Origin of the sequence: Maribacter luteocoastalis (genome assembly GCF_048890225.1) — a bacterium.
Lineage (GTDB): Bacteria > Bacteroidota > Bacteroidia > Flavobacteriales > Flavobacteriaceae > Maribacter > Maribacter luteocoastalis.
Map to the genome: position 1 here is coordinate 579,319 of NZ_JBMFZG010000001.1, position 21,147 is coordinate 600,465.

16 protein-coding genes are annotated in these 21,147 nt (G+C 38.4%); 6 read left to right on the forward strand and 10 right to left on the reverse strand.

All coding sequences use genetic code 11. From position 1 onward, the window contains the following. Positions 1 to 107: 107 nt before the first annotated feature. Entirely contained in the window at positions 108 to 1,187 is a 1,080-nt protein-coding gene (locus ACOCEA_RS02470) for a hypothetical protein (protein ID WP_420754609.1), read from the forward strand. Positions 1,188 to 1,301: 114 nt separating this feature from the next. Here the strand turns inward: ACOCEA_RS02470 and ACOCEA_RS02475 are convergent, their stop codons facing one another. The 4 genes from ACOCEA_RS02475 to ACOCEA_RS02490 form a co-directional block, all read right to left on the reverse strand. Then, entirely contained in the window at positions 1,302 to 1,832 is a 531-nt protein-coding gene (locus ACOCEA_RS02475) for a hypothetical protein (RefSeq protein WP_420754610.1), read from the reverse strand. Between the two features lie 90 nt (positions 1,833 to 1,922). Further along, the gene (locus tag ACOCEA_RS02480; protein WP_420754611.1) at positions 1,923 to 2,969 is read right to left on the reverse strand and encodes a relaxase/mobilization nuclease domain-containing protein; all 1,047 of its coding nucleotides are present in this window, start codon (positions 2,967 to 2,969) and stop codon (positions 1,923 to 1,925) included. Then, the gene (locus ACOCEA_RS02485) at positions 2,950 to 3,390 is read right to left on the reverse strand and encodes a plasmid mobilization protein (protein ID WP_420754612.1); all 441 of its coding nucleotides are present in this window, start codon (positions 3,388 to 3,390) and stop codon (positions 2,950 to 2,952) included. Before ACOCEA_RS02485 ends, ACOCEA_RS02480 begins: the two co-directional genes overlap by 20 nt. Positions 3,391 to 3,443: 53 nt before the next feature. Beyond that, entirely contained in the window at positions 3,444 to 3,734 is a 291-nt protein-coding gene (locus tag ACOCEA_RS02490; protein WP_420754613.1) for a helix-turn-helix domain-containing protein, read from the reverse strand. Positions 3,735 to 4,507: 773 nt separating this feature from the next. On the opposite strand from ACOCEA_RS02490, the gene ACOCEA_RS02495 reads away from it, so the two are divergent. After that, positions 4,508 to 5,620, forward strand: a complete 1,113-nt coding sequence (locus ACOCEA_RS02495; RefSeq protein ID WP_420754614.1) for an ATP-binding protein — start codon at positions 4,508 to 4,510, stop codon at positions 5,618 to 5,620. A gap of 59 nt (positions 5,621 to 5,679) precedes the next feature. On the opposite strand, the gene ACOCEA_RS02500 is transcribed toward ACOCEA_RS02495, so the two are convergent. From ACOCEA_RS02500 to ACOCEA_RS02525, 6 genes are all read right to left on the reverse strand, one after another. After that, entirely contained in the window at positions 5,680 to 6,993 is a 1,314-nt protein-coding gene (locus tag ACOCEA_RS02500) for a site-specific integrase (protein ID WP_420754615.1), read from the reverse strand. Between the two features lie 154 nt (positions 6,994 to 7,147). After that, positions 7,148 to 8,542, reverse strand: coding sequence for a c-type cytochrome domain-containing protein (locus ACOCEA_RS02505; protein WP_420754616.1), 1,395 nt, complete (start codon positions 8,540 to 8,542; stop codon positions 7,148 to 7,150). 11 nt (positions 8,543 to 8,553) lie between these two features. After that, entirely contained in the window at positions 8,554 to 9,438 is an 885-nt protein-coding gene (locus ACOCEA_RS02510) for a sugar phosphate isomerase/epimerase family protein (RefSeq protein ID WP_420754617.1), read from the reverse strand. Positions 9,439 to 9,463: 25 nt separating this feature from the next. Further along, positions 9,464 to 10,981, reverse strand: coding sequence for a DUF1501 domain-containing protein (locus ACOCEA_RS02515; RefSeq protein ID WP_420754618.1), 1,518 nt, complete (start codon positions 10,979 to 10,981; stop codon positions 9,464 to 9,466). Between the two features lie 21 nt (positions 10,982 to 11,002). Further along, entirely contained in the window at positions 11,003 to 13,780 is a 2,778-nt protein-coding gene (locus ACOCEA_RS02520; protein ID WP_420754619.1) for a PSD1 and planctomycete cytochrome C domain-containing protein, read from the reverse strand. Between the two features lie 239 nt (positions 13,781 to 14,019). Next, positions 14,020 to 14,433, reverse strand: a complete 414-nt coding sequence (locus tag ACOCEA_RS02525; protein WP_420754620.1) for a VOC family protein — start codon at positions 14,431 to 14,433, stop codon at positions 14,020 to 14,022. 281 nt (positions 14,434 to 14,714) lie between these two features. Between ACOCEA_RS02525 and ACOCEA_RS02530 the strand changes: the two genes are divergently transcribed. From ACOCEA_RS02530 to ACOCEA_RS02545, 4 genes are all read left to right on the forward strand, one after another. Then, entirely contained in the window at positions 14,715 to 15,128 is a 414-nt protein-coding gene (locus tag ACOCEA_RS02530; RefSeq protein WP_420754621.1) for a hypothetical protein, read from the forward strand. Between the two features lie 134 nt (positions 15,129 to 15,262). Next, on the forward strand, positions 15,263 to 16,345 hold the full coding sequence (locus ACOCEA_RS02535; RefSeq protein WP_420754622.1) for an efflux RND transporter periplasmic adaptor subunit: 1,083 nt from the start codon (positions 15,263 to 15,265) through the stop codon (positions 16,343 to 16,345). A 23-nt stretch (positions 16,346 to 16,368) separates the two neighbouring features. Further along, positions 16,369 to 19,611, forward strand: coding sequence for an efflux RND transporter permease subunit (locus tag ACOCEA_RS02540; protein WP_420754623.1), 3,243 nt, complete (start codon positions 16,369 to 16,371; stop codon positions 19,609 to 19,611). Then, positions 19,604 to 21,058 carry a TolC family protein gene (locus tag ACOCEA_RS02545; RefSeq protein WP_420754624.1) on the forward strand — a complete coding sequence of 485 codons (1,455 nt, stop codon included), beginning with the start codon at positions 19,604 to 19,606 and terminating at the stop codon, positions 21,056 to 21,058. The genes ACOCEA_RS02540 and ACOCEA_RS02545 overlap by 8 nt, the downstream gene beginning before the upstream one ends. Positions 21,059 to 21,147 lie beyond the last annotated feature (89 nt).

Genomic DNA, 21,147 nt, shown 5'->3' on the forward strand with positions numbered 1-21,147 from the left:
CGAAAGTTTTTCATTTATGTAATCTGCAAGATACACTTACAGTAATTATCCGAGATAGTTAGCAATAATTACTAATTATCTCGCATTTTTACTAGATACTTTTAACTATGGATGAAAAAACATTTAACAGACAAGAGTTATTCGAACTTGTTTGGAATGAACCCTTAAACAAGCTAGCGAAAAAGTTCAACATCGAACCACAAAGTCTAAAGGATATTTGTACAGAAAACAACATACCATTGCCAACTCTGGGCTTTTGGTCTAAAGTTAAGTTCAATAAAAAAGTAGTCAAACCTACCCTACCAAAAATTAAAAATGAAGACCCGAAAATAAATCTTGATTGTAAGCAACATATTAGAAAATATAGAACAGATTATCACAGAAGGGCTTTTGAACTTGAACAGCGGAAAGATTTAAATTTTAAAGTACCGGAAAGAATCTCAACGTATCATTCCTTAATCAGGGCTTCAAAGAAACTGCTAGAAAAAATAGACAATAGTGAGAAAAGACTTAGATACTGGGAAGTAGCAAATGAAAACGACTTATTACCCATTCATACAGACTTGAAACATAGAGACAGAGCATTACGATTTATGGACACTTTAATAAAAATCGTGGAAGCCATGGGATGTAAAATTATATTTTATTGTAATAGTGCACACGTTGAGATGTTTGGTCAAAAAACAGAAATAAACCTAAGGCAGAAGGTATATAGAATAAGAACTAAAGATGAAAGCGGATGGAGTAGAGAATCTTGGGAAAAGTCTGATAAACTTGAATTTCAGGCTGGCCCCTCATTCAATCAAAAAAAATGGATTGACAATACGAAACGAAATATTGAAGAATGTCTACCCGAAATAATAGCTTGGATTGAAAAAGACTGCAAATATTGGCATGACTTAAGAGCTCAACAAGCTATTGAAGAAAACAAGAGATTATTACAGGAACAAAAACTAGAGGCCCTAAAAAAAGCAAAAGAATCAGAGCAGGCAAAAGTAAATCAATTGTTTAGCAATGCAGAAAATTGGAATAAGGCACAAGTAGCTGAGCGCTATATACGCGCAATGGAAAAACAGGCTGTTCTAAAAAACGAGATGAATTCGAATACCAAGGACTACATATCTTGGGCAAGAGAAGTCATTAAAAACTTAAATCCGCTAAGTAGTAACAATTGGTCAGAACAATAAAGCTGAGACATCACTCAAAACAGTGCTTCCTAATTCTTTTAAATTTGCCTGTGTAGTAGACTAGTTGATGACCAGCTTTAATTGATAAGGTTGAAGACTGAAATGATAATTCCATTACAGGCAATAATTATCTATTTCTTCCAAAATTTGTTCTGAAGTATATTCATCAATTAGAGATAAATCCAATTCCGCAGCAAAGTTGATTAAGAAATTATTCAGCTCATTTAGGGTGTCCTCTATTAAACCGCTATCATTTGGCTCATACATTTTAAAGGCCAATTCCCTACCAAATTTTCTGTCGAATTCACTTTCGTTGAACGTTTTGTTATCATATTCAAATTCATCCAAATAGCAGAGGTATTTGTTGTTCAGTGCCCAAAAAAATAAGGCGGTACGTTCTTCTTTTTTGAGCGCCCTAAAGAAACTCCATACATACGCTGAAAGCTCAAGTTCAATTTCGGGAGGTTTCGTATCTGCAACATAATAATTCACACTTTGAATTATGTCAGTGACAATTTGGGAATGGCCTTTTGATTCAAAAGAGAATGCCATCAATAAATTTTTCAGGACTATCTTTTTGGTGTATCCGATTACGATTGCATTCATTTCATCGGTTACCAACAATTGGTCGTCAATCGTAATCATGATACTATTAGTTTATCTCAAATTTAAACTTAAAAAATGCCTATGCTAAAATAGGGTTTGGATTTTTCTATTGAAGTTACCCTTTTAAAATTACCGCCTTCGCCCTTTTCCTTTCCGCTTTTTCTTTTTAAATCGGCTGTCGTTATCAAGTTCTAGGTTGAATGTATTCCATGGATTATCCTCGATTTGAAAGGGTTTCAATCCGTCTGATGCAGCTTTTTCCAGATAAGATTTTGGTTGCTTAGTACCTTTGATATCCCGGCCTGAAATAGGTTGTTTCTTTCTGATATGTGCTGTTGCTGAGTTTGAATTTTCTTCAAAAGATGTATCAATTCTTCGTTCTGTGCGATTAGTTTCGAGAATAATTGTACGGTCTCTGTCTTGTTCATAATCAATGCGTTTTATGATGTTGCTCCAGGAATATTGTCGCCCCAGACTGCTTCCTTTATAAATGATTTCTTTGTATCTAAAGGATATTCCGGTTACCCTACCTGTACTTTTACTTACGTTGAACTTGGGACTTATATTCTTTGCGTTCAATTCCCTTATAAATTCTGTTGTATTCTTAGAATTTGAGATTGTATTTTCGAGATGGTAGTGAAGGGTTAACTTCAATGGTGGGTTTCCAGTTCGAAATACTTTTTGTATCTCTTTCTGGGTAATGGTTGCTTTTCCTTTCAATTTATTATCCTCTAGCTGAGATAAACTGTAATTTAATTCCAGTTTCCGTACCAAACGTTCACTTCGTTCATAATCCTTACTGTCGCTGACCAGTTCTCCGGAAAATTTTACCCTATTGGCAATGATATGGATATGTTCATGTTCTTGGTCTTGATGTCTGTACATGATATATTGGTTGTCATCGAACCCCATGCCCTTTAGGTAATCCATTCCTAAAGAAGTAAATTGTTTATCGCTCAAACTATCCTCATAGGGCAGGTTCAGCGAAACATGATATACCGCCTTTCCCAATCTTGGCCGGAGCTGTCTAATTATATTAAATTCTTGGGTCATGTCAACGGTTTTTCCATAGGTAATATTGGTATCCAATACATATCCCATTCCCTGATCGACCTTTTTTTCGTTATAGGCCAACACTCCATAGAAATCCTTTCCCTTAATCTGCTTGGCTATCATCGTTTACAATATTTGATTTTAGGACATCGAGGGTGCTTTTGACTTCTAATAACAAAGAGCTTAGATGTGGAGTGTTGTTCATTCCCAAATGTACTTTTTTGGTCAATTGGTTGATGTTGTTTCCGATTCTACCCATCTCGACAAAAAGTTTTCTGTCCTCCGGGGATATTCTTTTTCTAGGCAATACCCTACCAGTCGTTTTCAAACGTATAAAATCAGGAATTGTAATGCCCAAGGTACTTGCATTTTCAGATACCGTTAGATATTCTGATACTGTCATCCTTACATTGACACGAATAGCTTTCAAGTCTTGTATTTTCTTTTTTGGTCTTGCCATCTCCAAGGGGTTTGGGGAGTATTCCCAACAAGCCATGCGAACATAGTGAGCAGTTTTTGCTTGCAAAAACATGGCTTGCTTCACGAACTCCGATTAAATATAGAGTAGATTCAGATTTCAGTTTCTTTCTATTCATTTTACGAAGAAGCATTTCTTGTTCGTTTTATAAGTTCATTGATATCATCCGGATGAAACAATACCCTTCCCCCAATCGGAATCTTTTTCAATAACCCTTTATTCATCCAGGCATAAATTGTAGGTCGGGTTACTTTAAATTTTCTGACCAAGTCGGCAATAGTTAATAATTCTTCTTCGGTGGAAACTTGCTCAACCGATTTCTCGATAACGAAATCCATTTGCTTTTGAAGTGAATCTAACGGAACGTATTCTTTGAGTCCGTCATCGTCCATTATAAATATTCGTTTCATGATACAGTGGTTTAATGATTTACCTTATTGAACAAACCTAATGGCATTGGACAAGATTTTATTTGTTTGGCATACATCATTTTGTGTATGGTAAACCTTAAAAAAATCAACTTTTTTAGTATGGGACCTTCAAAAGACTGGACTAAAAAAGAATCTCTTATCCCTTTTTGCAACAAGTTGCTCTTATACTTTGTTTTACAAACCTAGCAGCATTACACAGCATTTTACCTGAGTGCTGTACACAAAATGCTGTACAGCATATTTGAACTGAATTTTATAAAATTTGAAACGGAATGGCAGATAAGGGTGAAAAGCCCTTTCGCTTTTCACCTTTATCCTCCTTTTTCAACGGTGTTCACAAAAACCAGCAGTTTTTGTGAACTTCCGCGGAAAGGATATGGTTAGGGAAAGGAAAGACTCAAGTCTAGGGTCGAAAGACCAAGGGTAGTTTGCACAAGGTCTTTTTCCCCCTAGCCACAAAAAAGTATAATCATTTTAAAAAACAATCCATAGGAATATAGAATGCTATATTGCTATCATCATATGATGCTATAGTCATATGAACATATGTATCAATATTCATTTAAAGTATTTATCAAACGTTTAATAAAACGAATATTGCTATGAGATTTTGATGTTGGATTTGGAAAAGCACGAATACAATCATTGCAAACTGAGCAATTAAAGTAGTAAGTCCATACAATTTTATTAACTTTTAGTGAACGTATTCACCAAAAAGACTTACTTTTGGTGAATACGTTCACTAAATAGCCATGGTAAAACGAATATTAGAAGGTAAAATCACCAACAAGCTGGATAAAGGGAAAGCAATCATAGTCATTGGACCTAGACAAGTTGGAAAAACGACCTTAATCAATTCCATATTAAAAAATAGGCCGCATTTGTTTTTGGATGGCGATGATTCAACGGTAAGAAATTTGTTGACCAATCCCAATACCGAGCAATTAAAAAGTATCATAGGTGAACATACCACCGTATTTATTGATGAAGCGCAACGTATAGAAAATATTGGTTTGACCTTGAAGATAATTACTGATCAATTCAAAAAAGTACAACTATTTGTAAGCGGTTCTTCAGCCTTTGAATTAAACAACCAGACCAGCGAACCTTTAACGGGAAGAAAATGGGAATATAAATTATATCCTATTTCCTGGAAAGAACTGGAGGGGGATATCGGCTACGTAAAGTCAGAACAACAGCTCGAATTGAGAATACGCTATGGTATGTATCCAGATGTCATCAACAATCCTGGAGACGAAATCGAAGTTTTAAAACAATTGACAAACAGTTATCTGTATAAAGATATTTTGTCATTCAGTGGAATACGAAAGCCTCTAGTTTTGGAAAAAATTCTACGTGCCCTAGCGCTACAATTAGGAAATGAGGTTAGCTACAATGAGTTGGCACAATTAGTGGGAGTTGATAAAAATACCGTTGCCAATTACATCTATTTACTTGAAAAGGGATATGTAATTTTTAGGCTGACAAGTTTTAGCAGAAACTTAAGGAATGAAATAAAGACGAACCAAAAAATATATTTCTATGACACTGGAGTTAGAAACGCCATTATCGGAAATTTCAATGCACTCGACAGCCGAAGTGATATTGGAGGACTTTGGGAGAACTTCTTAATAACCGAACGTCTCAAAAAAAAGGCATACGAAGGCTCTTTGGCCAATTCCTATTTCTGGCGAACAAAGCAGCAACAAGAAATCGACTATGTTGAAGAAGAATCTGGAAAAATTACCGGTTTCGAGTTTAAATGGAGTCCAAAAGCCAAAGCCAAATTTCCTGAATCCTTTATGGAAAGTTATAATGCTTCTATTGAAGTGATTCACAAAAATAATTTTAGGGAATTTGTATAGAATGTTGAGGGTACTATTTTCTAGTCGCATTTAAATCGGCTGAAAATCCCATAGGACTATCAATCCAATCCCCATGCCTCCTTCAATTTCTGTGCGGCCTCGTAATTTGATATTTTGAGATAACGCCGGAATGCCTTTTCCGATTTATGTCCTGAAATTTTCATAATCAACTGCACATCGATACCATCCAGATAGGCATTGGTACAAAAAGAGCGTCTACATGTGTGAGAACTGATCAGTTTATACTTTTCCAAAAGTTGTGCCTCTTTAATGGTACCCCGTTTATGTTCAATTTCCACTTTTTGATGGAGTCCTGCCCCATCCCCAAGTTCCTTGATACGTTTATTAAAGGTAAAGGAATCAATATCCGGGGCTTGGCCACCATATTTTGCCAAAACTTCCTTCACCTGTTTGCGTAATGGAATTACAATACGGCCTGAAGTTTTCTTTTGCCTGATATTCAAAAAACCTTCATTGTCCAAATACTCAGGCCGAATCCTTATAATATCGGAAAACCGAAGTCCGGTCAAGCAACCGACAACAAAAAAATCCTTTACCCTTTCCAGCTCTTCATCACCTTTACAATCAACAGCGGCAATGGCCTGTATTTCATCTGCAGTCAAGTAAATATGGTCCACTTCTTCTTGTATTACCTTGAAAGCTGACAGGTCTATGGGTTTGATACGGTTCCTTCGCATTCTATCATTTAAAAAAGCTTTCAGATTTTTGACCAATTTACCTATCGTGTTGTTCTTCATGCCGACCCCTCCATTTTTTAAAGGGGCATGGTAGGCCAAATAATCCGTCCATTCTTGGTAGAAATGGTAATCGAATGCATTAAAATCAACGATGATTCCAGAAAATTCTTGAAAACCTTCCAAATGCTTTTTAAGGGAATTATAATCCTTGATGACGTCTTTGACTACTTTTCCTTTTTTGCTTTCTAGATAATTCTCAAATTCAGTAAAAAAATCTTCAACAGGTTTTGTATTCATGGAGGGTTCCCCATCTTCAAATTGCTTTTTAAATAGTTTTTTAGAGAGCGGTTTACCCTGGTTCCGATAAGAAGAGATTATTTGGTTGGCCAAACTATCCATTTGGGTGAGCTGAACATACTCCGAACCCACTTCCTTTGATTTTTTAAGGAAGGATTTTTCTTTATTCCAATGTTTGGATTGAATTTCGATTCCTGTATCGATTTGAATTCTGGAATTACGATTTTCATAGTATCTTAACTTGATACTATGGGTTCCATTTAGGTTGGAATTATCAGATATGTAAAACTTATAATTGTACATCAGCGTGCCGCATTCGTGCCGCATTTTTGCCAAAAATAGTGTTTTATGATGTAAAATAAAAAATTTATTTATCATAAAATACTGATTATCAGTAAAATAATGTATGTTAATGAAAAGTTAAATTACAAGGACAGCATCCCGTCCAGACCGCAAAAAGCTCTCAAGAAATTGGGAGCTTTTTTTTGTTTATTATCCTAGATGAATTATCTATCTCCTTATTTTTAAATCGCTAGTAAACAATACTATCCGCAGCAATTGGAGGTAATTCATAATTTCCATACTCCACAACCGTGTTTCCCTTGCCTATAGTTTCTGTTCCAGTTTTTCCCGTAATAGGGTTAAATAAATATATCTTTTTTAAGTGTTGAAATTGTTCTAGTTTTTTCAAATTCTCCTTTTTGAAATTGGTATGGGAGAGATTAAGCGTCCGTAGGTGTGCCAAAGATTTCAAAAGCCCTATTTGTTCACCGGTTAGTGTAGTATGATCGAGTTTTAAAATAGTAAGGTTGGGCAAGGCAGAAAGATTTTGGAAAATAGTGTCTGTTATTTGTGTCCCTCCTAAATCTAAAACGGCTATTTGTTGCCTGATCGGCATTAGGGATTCAAAATAAGCATCATCAAAACTTGGTAGATTAAGCGCAGATACCTTTAAAAAATTGGTGGCCCCACTTATTGGCTCAACATGAAGGCCATTAGCCTTGACCTTATGTATGCTGTCCGTTAGTGCGGCTGCAATTTCTGCATGGGGATAATCGGTTTCAATTGCTTTTGGAAAAAAAGAAGTGAACAGGGACTTATCCAAACCTAATTCTCCAATGGTCTTGTCAAAAGAAAGGCCATTTTCTATCCAAATCCCAACCAATTTAATTTCATCCTTGGATGGCTGTTTTTTATCTTTTGGGGGCATGTGGTCATCGCTTTCTTTTGGCAGCTTCATTCTAGCAAAGAAATCACTATCATCGGGGTGATTAGCAACAACTACAGGCCCATTTTCCCCGCTTGTCAAAATTCCCTCCTGTGTATTTAAAAGCAAATCTCCCTTGGCTTTTTTGGGATTATGGCAACTTACACAGCTATTATTGATTATGGGTTGTACAACATCCGTATAGAAGACCGCATTTTCCCAGGTATCCTCTGTTAGTACTATTTCTTTTTCCTTAAAAACATCATAACCTAAGACTGATTTTATGGAATTGGGCAAGGGTTCTACCAAGTAGTCTTCTCCATGGGTAATAGCCCCTCCTTGATGTCCTGTAAAGGAAACCAAGATAAAAATTAGGACAGAAAAAGCCACTACGGGAATTTTACCTAGAACCTCGATTGCCGAAATACCTCTGAGTCGAAACCACATCAGGAAACAAAAAAATGCTGTAACAACACCCGACCAGAGGTGTGATTTTACCGAGTCAAAAGCGTAGCCTTCTCCCAAATACTGAAGATATCCCGAAAGGCATGCGAATACAGCGGTGTAACCTGCCCATAGGTAAATGAGACCAATGACTTCTTTGTGTACCTTACCTTTTCTGTCATATGCCTGTAAAAGTAGTCCTAGAATGATGAAACCTATCGGCAAATGGACAATAAGCGGATGTAGTCTTCCTATAAGTTGTTTTAGAATATCCATTGTGCCATTGTTTACTCAACCTGCATACGGTCTTTGATTACCTTCATCATATATAGGTTGGCCTTCCATTGGTCTGCGACAGGCACCCTAGTATAAGGTAAGGTTGGCATATACGTGGCTGGGCCAAATTCTGTGGTAATGGTAAACGTATCATTCGTTTTCCAATGATTTTGGATTATTTTTTCCCAAATATCAAGATGTCTTTCAACGGCAGTTTTCCACTCTGGAGCCTCAGGATCATTTACCTGTGGACCCTCCGCATGGCCCACTCTAGCATGAAGGTGACCTGTGTGCGCTATCACTTCCTCTAAATCATTGTCATTGCTTTCCAATAGGGATTCATGCACCACCATCCAATGGCTTATATCCAAATTTAATTTCAAATCCGGGATTTTTGATAAATACTCTTTGGTGTCCGGTAAGGTGTAACTAAAACGTCCCCTGTGGGTCTCATGGTAAATAGGAATATTGCTTTCCTTTGATATCCTATTTGCCGCTTCTATAAAGGCCTTGTTTTGTTCAAAGGTGAAAAAATCGCTACCCGTATGGCAATTGATATATTCCGGAGACCACGAAGCCAATTTTTTCAAATGATCACCATACGCTTTTAAGCTTTCTTCAAAGGGTAATGATTTATTGGTCCCTCCCAAGAAACCTATTTTAAGGTTATGTTTCTTAAGGGCATCCTTGAGTTTACTTTGGTCCTCCAAGGATGAAGGCAACCACACTTCTATCCCATCATAACCTGCTGCCTTGGTCTTTTCACAAAATGCATCTATAGAAGTAGTTCGCCCCCAATCTGTTTGAAAAAATACGATTGCTTTTTTTTGTCCATACCCTTTCATACCAGTCATAAGAATTGCCAATAAAATAAAACCATTGTGTGGAATTTTCATAATTAATTTTTTTTAATTTGATAAATCAGCTAAGAATTTGATGAATTACTTCCCCTTCTACATCTGTCAACCTAAATGGCCTGCCTTGAAAATCAAATGTAAATTGTTCATGATTAAACCCAAGTAAATGTAAGATAGTGGCGTGAACATCATGTACGGATACCCTACCGTCTATACCGGAAAATCCAATTTCGTCCGTCTGTCCATGTGACGCTCCTTTCTTAATGCCTCCTCCGGCCATCCACATGGTAAAGGCATCGCCATGATGGTCCCTTCCTTTAAAACCCATAGTCTTACCTTCCCTATTTTCTTGCATGGGGGTTCTTCCAAATTCACCGCCCCAGACTACCAAGGTATCTTCCAGTAACCCCCTTTGTTTAAGATCCAATAGTAGTGCAGTGATAGGCCTATCTATTTCCCTACATTTATTTTTCAATCCTAAATCTACGGCGGTACTGGGATCAGTACCATGGGCATCCCATCCCCAGTCGAACAATTGTACAAAACGAACGCCATCCTCAACCAATTTTCTGGCCAAAAGACAGTTGTTGGCAAAGGATTCCTTACCTGGCTCCACGCCGTACATTTCTTTAATATATTCTGGTTCGTTGTTGATGTTCATAACCTCGGGTACCGCTATCTGCATCCTATAGGCCATTTCATATTGATTGATCCTAGCCAGAATTTCTGGATCGGCATATTTGGTATATTCCCTTTTATTGATCTCGTTTATGGCCTGCACGGTCCTCTTTTTCAAATCACGGGAAATCCCATCTGGGTCCTCAATATACAACACCGGGTCTCCCTTTGATCGGCATTGCACACCCTGATAAACAGACGGTAAAAAGCCACTTCCCCAAACACTTTTGCCAGCACTTGGAGCTTTACCTCCCGAAGTAAGCACAACAAAACCAGGTAGATTTTGGTTTTCAGAACCCAGACCATAGGTTACCCAAGAACCAATACTGGGGCGGCCTAATCTGGGGCTACCCGTGTGCATGAACAATTGTGCGGGGCCATGATTGAATTGATCTGTATGGACAGCCTTTAAAAAAGCAACCTCGTCCACCACCTTCTTAAAATGCGGTAAATTATCAGACACCCAATTACCTGATTCCCCTTCCTGCTTAAACCTTGCCTGTGGACCCAGCAATTTTGGCGTACCACGAATAAATGCAAATTTCTTTCCTTCCAGAAGTGATTGGGGGCATTCCTGATTGTTAAGTTTTGCCAATTCGGGTTTATAGTCGAACATCTCCAATTGCGAAGGTGCCCCGGCCATGTGTAGATAAATAACATTCTTTACCCGGGGCGAAAAAGGCGGAGGCAACGTTGCAAGCGGATTTAAATCCCGTTCAGTAAAGCCAGACGTTAAGGCCTCCTTAAGTTTTCCTGGTCTTAATGGATCGCATCCCAGAAAGATGGAACCTAGGGCAAGACCGCCCATTCCTGTAGCGCACTGCTTTATAAAGTGGCGCCTGGTTTTTGCTTCCAGCTCTCGCTGAACCTTTTCCGCAATAAGCTTGTCTACATTATTCTTCATGATACTATTAATTCCGTCTAGTTATGCTTTGGTCAAAAATTCGTCCAAGTTCATAATGGCATTTGCAACTACCGTTAAGGCTGCTATTTTTTTAGTCGGTTTTTCTCCTAATCCAGCAAAACTTTCCTGAAATTCGATTCTGGTTTCAAACTCAATTAAGGCTCCGTCATACAGACTTTTTAAAATCTTCAATTTTTCCGAATCGATGACAGAAAAGGTTGCTTTTTCAAAACCTATTGAAATTCCTTTCTCCACATCTTCCATATCCATTGTTTTGGCAAATTCATAAGCCGCTTCCAAATAAACGGGGTCGTTCAAAGTCACCAACGCCTGCAACGGAGTATTGGTGACCGTCCGCCGAATTGTGCAGACCTCCCTACTCCCGGCGTCAAACGTAATAAATGAAGGGTATGGGCTTGTTCTTTTTAGATAGGTATAGATGGCCCTTCTGTATTTATCTTCCCCTTTGCTCTCTACCCAGGCCTCATTACTGTAAACGGATTGCCACACTCCATCCGGTTGTGGTGGCATTACCCCAGGGCCGTGCATCTTATTGCTTAGCAGCCCAGAAATGGCCAATGCTTGATCCCTTATCTGTTCCGCTGTTAAACGCAACCTAGGTCCACGGGCATAGCGTTCATTATGCGGGTCTTTTTGATATAGTTCCGGAGTAGCTACCGAACTTTGCCTATAGGTTCCCGACATCACTATTTCCTTTATAAGGGCTTTCATGCTCCAACCCTGTTCGTGCATAAAACGTAGTGCCAACCAATCCAATAAAGCCGGGTGACTAGGAGGGTCTGACTGGGTTCCCATGTCCTCCAAAGAGGCAACGATACCCCTTCCAAAAATCTGATGCCAGACTCGATTGACCATTGTTCTGGATGTTAAAGGGTTTTCCTTGCTGACCAACCACTTTGATAGGCCCAACCGATTTTCTGGCCATTGATTGGAATAGGCATTAAGCACTTTTGGAGTGCCAGGTTGAACAGTATCGGCCAACAATAACCAATTACCTCTTTCAAAAATTCGTGTAGACCTGGCCATTTCATTATTGTTTTCAACCATAATAGGAAGATTATCGGTCTTGGCATTTAACAAGTCCAAAAATGTTTGGTTTATTTGGTCATAGCCCATTTCCTTTGCCCCAGGAATATCTTCCATAAAGGCAAACCAAGTAATATAGCTTGTGGACACCTGTTCACTTATATTATCGTTTTGGGTTTCAAAATATAGATTAACAGATTGGTCTATTGCTTTAAAAGGTATTTTTCTGATTGTTCTACCATCCGTTTTATCGATTTTGAACCGTGCCAATATTTGACCATTAGCATTATTTTGCCTTATGGTCATGGTAGTACTGTCTACGGGAGCACTATACTCCATATACATAAAAGATGCCCCACCTGTACTGATATTTTTTAATATGCAGGAACCATTATTCCAAAGTGCCAGATATTTGGTATCGGCAAGTTCCCCATTGACAAATTCCTGCGCATTATGTGCCTGATATTTTGGTTCCTTAAAAAGCAAAAAATCTCCATAGGCTTGTGCCGTTTGTTTGGAACCATATTTCCTGACCCAGGAAACTACAGCGTCTTTCTTCCTTTGCTGGTCTTGGCTATAAAATCTTAGGTTTGGACTTTCATCAGGAGTATCCTCATCCCTTGTATTATTAAAAAAGGCCATTCCCTTATAGTATTCTTTATTCTTAAATGGGTCATAAGGGTGGCTATGACATTGTGCACATTCCATCGTAGTGCTTTGCCACACCGAAAAGGTTGTATTTACCCTGTCTAAGACCGATGCAACCCTAAATTCCTCATCTTCCGTTCCTCCTTCATCGTTATTCATTGTATTTCTATGAAAAGCGGTCGCTATCAATTGATCAACAGATGGATTTCGCAAAAGATCCCCCGCGAGTTGCTCAATAGTAAATTGGTCATAGGGCATATCTTTATTAAAGGCATCTATTACCCAATCCCTATATCGCCACATGGTTCTGCCATTATCTTTTTCATATCCCTTGGTATCGGCATATCTGGCAAGGTCCAACCACCAACTGGCCCATTTCTCTCCATAAGTATTTTGAGCCAGCAGCGTGTCTACCATATTTTCATAGGTCAATTTTTCCTCAATAAAATCTCTATATAAATTCTTGGTCGGGGGCAGACCGGTAAGATCAAAAGCCAACCTTCTAATGATGGTTCTCTTATCTGCAGGATTGTTTGGGGATAAAGTCTCATTTTCCAACCGCTCCAAAATAAATTTATCGATAGCATTTTGCACAAATTCCGTTCTCTCATCACCAACCAGAGCCGCCTTCTCGGTTATGGAAGGTACCATGACTTCATTTGGCAAGGAGTACGCCCAATGTTCGCCCCATTGGGCTCCCTGATCTATCCATTTTGTAAGCAGTTCAATTTCCTCATCTGAAAGTTTAGACTTCCCATAAGGCATTCTTAGCTCCAGGTCTTCTTCCTTAAGCCTTTTAATTAGTTCACTACCCGCTGCGTCCCCTTGAATTATAGCAGGTTTGCCTGATTCTGTAGCTGCCAAGGCCTCTTCTTGAAAGAGCAAGCTGAAACCACCACTTTTTTTAACCCCGCCATGACATGTAATGCACTTGGCATTTAAAATTGGCTTTATCTGAGTGTTGAAATTTATTTTTTCTGTGTGTGTATTACAAGAATGCAATACACCCATTAAGACAAAAAGTAAAAGGTTATCCAAGTATGGAATACCATTGTGCAAAGAACCTCCGAACATGACTTTCCAGATTTCGGTATCACGTTTCATAAAAACAATCGTTCAAATTCAAGACTCATTTAAATTACAACAATATTATTTACAAATGTTCTTTGGAAGGTATTAAGAATATAGTATTAACCAATATTCTAGGAAGTACTAATATTTACGCCTTATTACTATGACCATAAAACCTGTAGCCCATTCCATTTCTTTATTCGAAAAACGTAGCATAAAACAGCGAATGGACATCAATGGTTCAGAACCACTTTTTTGTTTTCTAGACTACTTTATGCTTTTGGCATTTTATCCAATTCCATATAAAGCATACTCCACCGATGGCCATCCAAGTCTATAAATCCCATAACGTACATCCAACCATCTACTTCTGCCGGTTCGGCAAAAATCCTCCCCCCTGCTTCCTTTACCTTGATTGCTAATTCATCCACTTCAGATCTTGATTGGGCATCGATATTTATCAAAACTTCCGAACCTTTGCTGGTATCCGATATCTCTGCTTGTGCAAAATGTTGAAACGCATGTTCCGGAAAGAGCATCAACACAAAATTGTGCTCTCCCACCAAAAAGCTTCCAAGATGATCTGCCTTGGCATGCATGGGGTTTTCCTTAAAGCCTATTTGTTTAAAAAAAGACTTTGAGGCCTTAATATCCTTTACCGGTAAGTTTAACCAAATAGACTTCATTGTATTCTTTTAGTGGTTATCCAAATATAACGAACATAGTCCAATCCAAAAAGTGCACTTTTTAGCACTAAAATGGATGGAACCAGGTAAGTATATAAGATCTACCGTGGACAACAATTCCACACCGTTATTAAAAATCCTCCTATTCTTAAAACCTTTATTATCAATATTCTAAAAAAACGGCCTATAAACCTCTACAATCGTTTTTATATCTACTTTTACACTTTTTTAACGGCACGTACTTGCACGAGCTATTTTCTTGATATAATTTCGCCAGCGAAATGAAACAAAGGTTATTTAAATATGTAATGTCCTTAATTCTCACCTTATTGTGTGGGCTATATTTAGTTCATTCCAATTTAAATAGTGTCGATAACCCTGCTTCTGAAGCAGAAGCCTCTTTTTTCAATATTATTCAGGAAGGCCAAAATGCCCAAGTAGGGCATTCTTCTTTATCAGGCCATAGACAACTTGCTGTAGAGGTTGCTGAAATTGAAGAACAGGAAGAAGAGATAAGACATACTCCTTCTTCAGGGAACAGTAAACATTTTGGAAGCGACGCCGCTTTATTTTTAAAAATTCGATTTTTAGGTCTCTCGCTTAACCCATCAAAAGTATCTTTTGCCAATCTAAAGAACTTGGCAATAGTCCCACCTTTTAGAAGATACCTTAGATACCAAGTATTTAGAATATAAAATCTCCTATTTACAGACATTATAATTAAATGTCATTTCCATCAAATCCCTATTGACACCCTACCAAATACGATAGCGTTGTCTACTTAGGTTTACATCATTTTTAAAATAATCCATATTCTAAATTCAAAATTATGAGGAGATTTCCCATGATTGTTGGCTTGTTCGTTTTAATAGGCCTATCAAGTTGTAACTCAAAAAAAGAATCCCACAAAGAAGAAATTAAATACCTGGTAACAAGTCCTATTCAAAAAGACACTTCCATTACCAAAGACTATGTTTGCCAAATCCACTCTATAAGACACATTGAGTTACGGGCCTTGGAAAAAGGCTACTTAAAGCAAATTTATGTTGACGAAGGCCAGATAGTTCAGCAGGGACAAAAAATGTTCTATATCATGCCAAACATATACCAAGCGGATCTTCAAAAAGCACAAGCTGAACAAAAAGTAGCAGAAATAGAATTACAAAATACTCAGTTATTGGCAGAGGGCAATGTAGTTTCACAAAATGAACTTGCCATGGCCAAGGCCGTTTTAGACAAGGCAAAGGCCGAAGTTTCCTTGGCACAGACCCACTTGGGGTTTACAGATATTAGAGCCCCCTTTAATGGTATCATGGATCATTTACATGTTAGGGAAGGCAGTCTTTTGGATGAAGGGGAATTATTGACCACGTTATCTGACAATAGTAAAATGTGGGTTTATTTTAACGTGCCAGAGGCGGAGTATTTGGATTATATCACCGGTACGGATAAAAAAAGCGGTAAAGAAGTAAGCCTTTTGTTGGCTAACAATAAAGAATTTAACCAACACGGCATTGTTGAAACCATTGAAGGGGAATTTAACCACGAAACTGGAAATATTGCGTTTAGGGCCACCTTTGACAATCCTGATCGTATACTTAGACATGGTGAGACTGGTAGTGTACTCATGAAAGTACCTTTTTCAAATGCCATGCTCATACCCCAAAAAGCAACATTCGAGGTATTGGACAAAAAATTTGTTTTTGTTGTGGATAAAAACAATGTTATTCGGCAACAGGAAATAACTGTTTCAGGAGAGCTCCCCGACCTATTCCTAATAGAAAAAGGCCTGTCTGTAAAAGACAAGATAATTCTAGAGGGTATACGAATGGTCAAGGATGGTGATAAGATTCAAACGGAATATGTTGAGCCTAAATTGGTCATAGCCAATCTATCCTTATACGCTGAATAAGAAATTTTTAATTACCACAAAAAATGTTCAAAAAATTTATAAAGAGACCGGTATTGGCCATTGTCATATCGGTTATGATTGTTTTTACCGGTTTATTGGCCATAAAACAATTACCGATTTCACAGTTCCCTGAAATTGCGCCCACTACGGTAAATATATTTATCGCCTACCCAGGTGCCAGCGCGGATGTACTTGTCAATTCAACATTAATCCCCTTAGAAACGGCCATAAATGGTGTTCAAGGTATGCGATATCTGGCATCTGATGCCACCAGTGCGGGGGAAGGCACACTTCGTATCATATTTGAACCAGGTACCGATCCCAATAGGGCGGTGGTCATGGTTAAGACCCGTGTAGACCAGGTAATGCCCAATTTACCTCAACTAGTACAACAAGAAGGGGTGATTATAACCCCAGTACAACCTAGTATGTTGATGTACGTGAACCTTTTTGCAGAAGATGATCATAATGATGAAAAATTCCTTTATAACTACGCGTACACTAAAATTATACCAGAGATACAACGTATAAATGGTATTGCCAGTGCACAGATTTTAGGTAGTCGTAAATATGCTATGCGTGTGTGGTTAAAACCGGACCGTATGCGTGCCTACAATGTATCTGCAGAGGAAATTATGGAGGCCATGCAAGAACAAAGTGTTATTGCGAGGCCAGGTAGGCTTGGCCAAAGTTCAGGTATGAAATCTCAATCTTTGGAATATGTACTTACCTATGAGGGCAGATATAATCAACCAGAGCAGTACAAGGATATTATTGTTAAGGCAAATGCTGAAGGAGAAACCTTACGATTAGGTGATTTGGCAGATGTAGAACTTGGAAGTGAGTTCTTTGACATCTATTCAAACCTAGACGGCAGGCCATCAGCGTCAATTATTTTAAAACAAACTCTGGGTAGTAATGGTAAGGATGTTATAGATGAAGTGAAGGCAAAATTGCTGGAACTAAAAGAAGAACTTCCTCCTGGATTAGATTATAAAATTAATTATGATGTTGCAAATTTCTTGGATGCATCCATAGAGCAAGTACTACATACACTTAGGGATGCTTTTATATTGGTTGCTATTGTAGTCTTCCTTTTCTTGGGTGATTGGCGTTCAACCTTGATTCCAATAATTGCCGTACCGGTTTCATTGATTGGCGCTTTTTTTGTAATGCAACTCTTTGGGTTGTCCATTAACCTTATTACCCTATTTGCATTGGTTTTGGCCATTGGTATTGTTGTAGATAACGCTATAGTGGTGGTTGAGGCGGTACATGTGAAAATGGAAGAAGAGCACTTAACCCCATATAAAGCTTCTACCGAAGTCTTGGGTGAAATTGGTGGAGCCATTATAGCCATAACCCTGGTAATGGTATCCGTCTTTATTCCTATTTCTTTTATGACAGGACCTGTAGGTGTATTTTACCGTCAGTTCTCTATTACCATGGCAGGGTCCATAGTAATCTCCGCTATAGTAGCGCTTACATTGACCCCAGTATTATGCGCCATGTTGTTAAAGAACAATCATGGCAAACCAAAAAAGAAATCACCAATAGATAAATTTATTGCATGGTTTAACAATGGTTTTGAAAAACTTACGGGCAAATACGTAAACCTCCTAAACCGCATTGTTACAAGAAGAATCGTCACCTTCGGGATTTTAATAGCTTTTTGCGCTGCTATATTTTTCACCAATTCATCCTTACCAGCTGGTTTCATACCAAATGAAGATCAAGGTATGATCTATGCCATTATACAGACTCCCCCAGGCTCTACTCTTGAACGTACTAATGATATTGCCAGAAAACTACAGCAAATCTGTGAAGAAGTAGATGGTGTGGAATCAGTTTCCTCCTTAGCGGGCTATGAAATAATGACTGAGGGTCGTGGATCAAATGCCGGTACTTGTTTAATTAACTTGAAACCTTGGTCAGAAAGGCATCATTCTGTCCATGAAATCATGGAAGAATTGGAGGAGGAAACACAAAACCTAGGCGCTAGAATTGAATATTTTGAACCCCCTGCAGTACCAGGTTTTGGTTCTTCTGGAGGTTTTTCAATGCGTCTTCTTGATAAGACCAACTCGACTGACTATCAAGGTTTTGGAAAGATCAACGATGATTTTATGGAGGCGTTGGGCAAACGAAAGGAATTAACAGGATTATTTTCTTTTTTCTCTGCCAATTACCCCCAATATGAATTAAAGATCAACAATAAAATTGCCATGCAGAAAGGAGTTTCCATAGGTAAGGCCATGGAAAACTTAAATATTCTTATCGGCAGTACCTATGAACAAGGGTTTATTCTTTTTGGTAGGTTTTTTAAGGTGTATACGCAGTCGGCACCAGAATATAGGGCACTTCCATCAGATTTAGCAAAACTTTTCGTAAAAAACGAAGAGGGAGAAATGGTCCCCTATTCTGCCTTTATGACCTTGGAAAAAAAGCTAGGGCCAAATGAGATTACGAGGTACAATCTTTATAATTCCGCCACGATCAATGGACTTCCAGCATCTGGATATACAACAGGAGATGCTATCAATGCCATAAAAGAAGTGGCCGCTGAATCTTTGCCTAGGGGCTATGACATAGCTTGGGAAGGTCTTTCGTATGATGAGGCCAATAGAGGCAGTGAGTCCTTATACATTTTCATTATTGTGTTGATCTTCGTCTATTTTGTACTTGCTGCCCAATATGAAAGTTTTTTACTCCCTTTCGCAGTAATTCTTTCCTTGCCAGTGGGTATTTTTGGATCTCTCGCACTATTAAAACTAATGGGACTTGCCAATGATGTTTATGCACAGATTGGTATTATCATGCTGGTAGGCCTCCTTGGAAAAAATGCAGTACTGATTGTTGAATTCGCAGTACAAAAGCACAGACAGGGATCTACCATTTTGGAGGCCGCCATTGAAGGGTCCAAAGCAAGGTTTAGACCCATCTTAATGACCTCATTTGCATTTATTGCAGGTCTAATCCCGCTTGTTTTAGCAACAGGAGCTGGTGCTATTGGCAACAGAACTATTGGTGGTTCCTCTTTGGGAGGCATGTTCATTGGTACCATTTTCGGTGTGCTGGTAATACCCGGTCTATATTACATTTTCGCTAAAATGGCCGAAGGTAGGGGACTTATTAGAGATGAGGCCAATGAGCCATTTTCTGAAGAACTCATCCGTGTAAGTGAAGAACAAAGCAAGACCAAACAGCAACTTCGAGAGATGAAGAAATTATTGAACAAACTTTTAAAAAGAAAAAAAGATGAATAAATATATAAAGGCCATCCTTAATGTTGTAAAGCCAACCCTAGTCGTGGTTGCACTCATAATGGTCTCTTTTGAGTCATGCGTGCCATCGAAGACATTGAGAGAAGCACATCCTGACCTGCCTGAATCTTTTTCGCATCAATCGATGGACACCTTGAATACGGCAAAAGTTCAATGGAGGGAATTTTTTTCAGACCCATATCTAATTACACTTATCGATAACGCATTGGTCAATAACCAAGAGCTGAATATCATATTGCAACAAATTGAGGTAGCGCAAAATGAGGTAAAAGCCAGAAAAGGTGAATATTTACCTTTTGTTAATTTGAAAGCAGGTGCCGAAGTTGAAAAAGTTGGCGAATATACGCGTAATGGTGCTGTCGAGAAAAACCTGAATATAAGGGAAGATGAAGAATTTCCTGAACCCCTTACCAATTATTCAGCTGGTATTTTTGCCTCTTGGGAATTGGATATTTGGAAAAAGCTAAGAAATTCCAAAAAAGCGGCCGTATTGGAATATCTGGCATCTGTTGAAGGTAAAAACTTTATGGTTACCAACTTAATAGCGGAAATTGCGGATTCATACTATGAACTGATTGCGTTGGACAATCAATTGGCCATTATAGAGCAAAATCTTGAAATTCAAGAAAATGCCTTAAATATGGTTAGACTTCAAAAACAGGCGGCAAGGGCGACCGAGCTGGCCGTGCGAAGATTTGAAGCTGAAGTGTTTAAAAATCGAAGCCATAAATTTGAGGTGCAACAAGAGATAGTGGAAACCGAAAACAAGCTAAACTTCTTGATTGGTAGGTCACCTCAGCCTATTGAACGAAACTCGGAGGGTTTCATAGAGAGCACTATTGGCAGCTTACACACTGGTGTACCCTCCCAATTACTGCAAAACCGACCAGATATTAGACAGGCAGAATATGAATTGGCAGCAGCCAAATTAGATATTAAGGTGGCAAAAGCTAATTTTTATCCTTCGATAGAAATTAATGCAGGCCTAGGTCTACAAGCATTTAAGCCTAAGTTTTTAACCTCTACCCCAGAATCGCTTTTGTATTCCGCTATTGGTGATATTGTAGCTCCTTTAATCAACAGAAATGCCATAAAAGCGGAATATAATACGGCAAATGCCAAACAGGTAATGGCCGTTTACGAATATGAGAAGTCTATTTTACAAGGGTATATAGAGGTGGCCAATCTTATATCCAACATGGAGAATCTTAAAAAGACCTATGACTTGAAAGCCGATCAGGTCAAGGCACTTACGGAATCTATTGACCTTTCAACTCGATTGTTCCGATCGGCAAGAATTGAATATATAGAGGTTTTATTAACCCAACGTGAGGCCTTGGAATCTAAAATGGAACTTGTGGCAACCAAAAGGGACCAACTGGTGGCACGTGTAGATATGTACAAAGCCCTAGGTGGTGGATGGAATTAATAACACTTATTCTTCTATAACCAAAAAGCCTTTGAAAATCAAAGGCTTTTTTTTTGATTAAAGATGACACTATTGAAATTTAACCTTTG

Excerpts from the sequence above, each read along its gene's own strand:
- ACOCEA_RS02520 (WP_420754619.1), bottom strand. The coding sequence starts at position 13,780 with ATGAAACGTGATACCGAAATCTGGAAAGTCATGTTCGGAGGTTCTTTG.
- ACOCEA_RS02540 (WP_420754623.1), top strand. The coding sequence starts at position 16,369 with ATGTTCAAAAAATTTATAAAGAGACCGGTATTGGCCATTGTCATATCG.
- ACOCEA_RS02490 (WP_420754613.1), bottom strand. The coding sequence starts at position 3,734 with ATGAAACGAATATTTATAATGGACGATGACGGACTCAAAGAATACGTT.
- ACOCEA_RS02470 (WP_420754609.1), top strand. The coding sequence starts at position 108 with ATGGATGAAAAAACATTTAACAGACAAGAGTTATTCGAACTTGTTTGG.
- ACOCEA_RS02500 (WP_420754615.1), bottom strand. The coding sequence starts at position 6,993 with ATGATAAATAAATTTTTTATTTTACATCATAAAACACTATTTTTGGCA.
- ACOCEA_RS02480 (WP_420754611.1), bottom strand. The coding sequence starts at position 2,969 with ATGATAGCCAAGCAGATTAAGGGAAAGGATTTCTATGGAGTGTTGGCC.
- ACOCEA_RS02475 (WP_420754610.1), bottom strand. The coding sequence starts at position 1,832 with ATGATTACGATTGACGACCAATTGTTGGTAACCGATGAAATGAATGCA.
- ACOCEA_RS02495 (WP_420754614.1), top strand. The coding sequence starts at position 4,508 with ATGGTAAAACGAATATTAGAAGGTAAAATCACCAACAAGCTGGATAAA.
- ACOCEA_RS02525 (WP_420754620.1), bottom strand. The coding sequence starts at position 14,433 with ATGAAGTCTATTTGGTTAAACTTACCGGTAAAGGATATTAAGGCCTCA.
- ACOCEA_RS02530 (WP_420754621.1), top strand. The coding sequence starts at position 14,715 with ATGAAACAAAGGTTATTTAAATATGTAATGTCCTTAATTCTCACCTTA.
- ACOCEA_RS02535 (WP_420754622.1), top strand. The coding sequence starts at position 15,263 with ATGAGGAGATTTCCCATGATTGTTGGCTTGTTCGTTTTAATAGGCCTA.
- ACOCEA_RS02510 (WP_420754617.1), bottom strand. The coding sequence starts at position 9,438 with ATGAAAATTCCACACAATGGTTTTATTTTATTGGCAATTCTTATGACT.
- ACOCEA_RS02515 (WP_420754618.1), bottom strand. The coding sequence starts at position 10,981 with ATGAAGAATAATGTAGACAAGCTTATTGCGGAAAAGGTTCAGCGAGAG.
- ACOCEA_RS02545 (WP_420754624.1), top strand. The coding sequence starts at position 19,604 with ATGAATAAATATATAAAGGCCATCCTTAATGTTGTAAAGCCAACCCTA.
- ACOCEA_RS02505 (WP_420754616.1), bottom strand. The coding sequence starts at position 8,542 with ATGGATATTCTAAAACAACTTATAGGAAGACTACATCCGCTTATTGTC.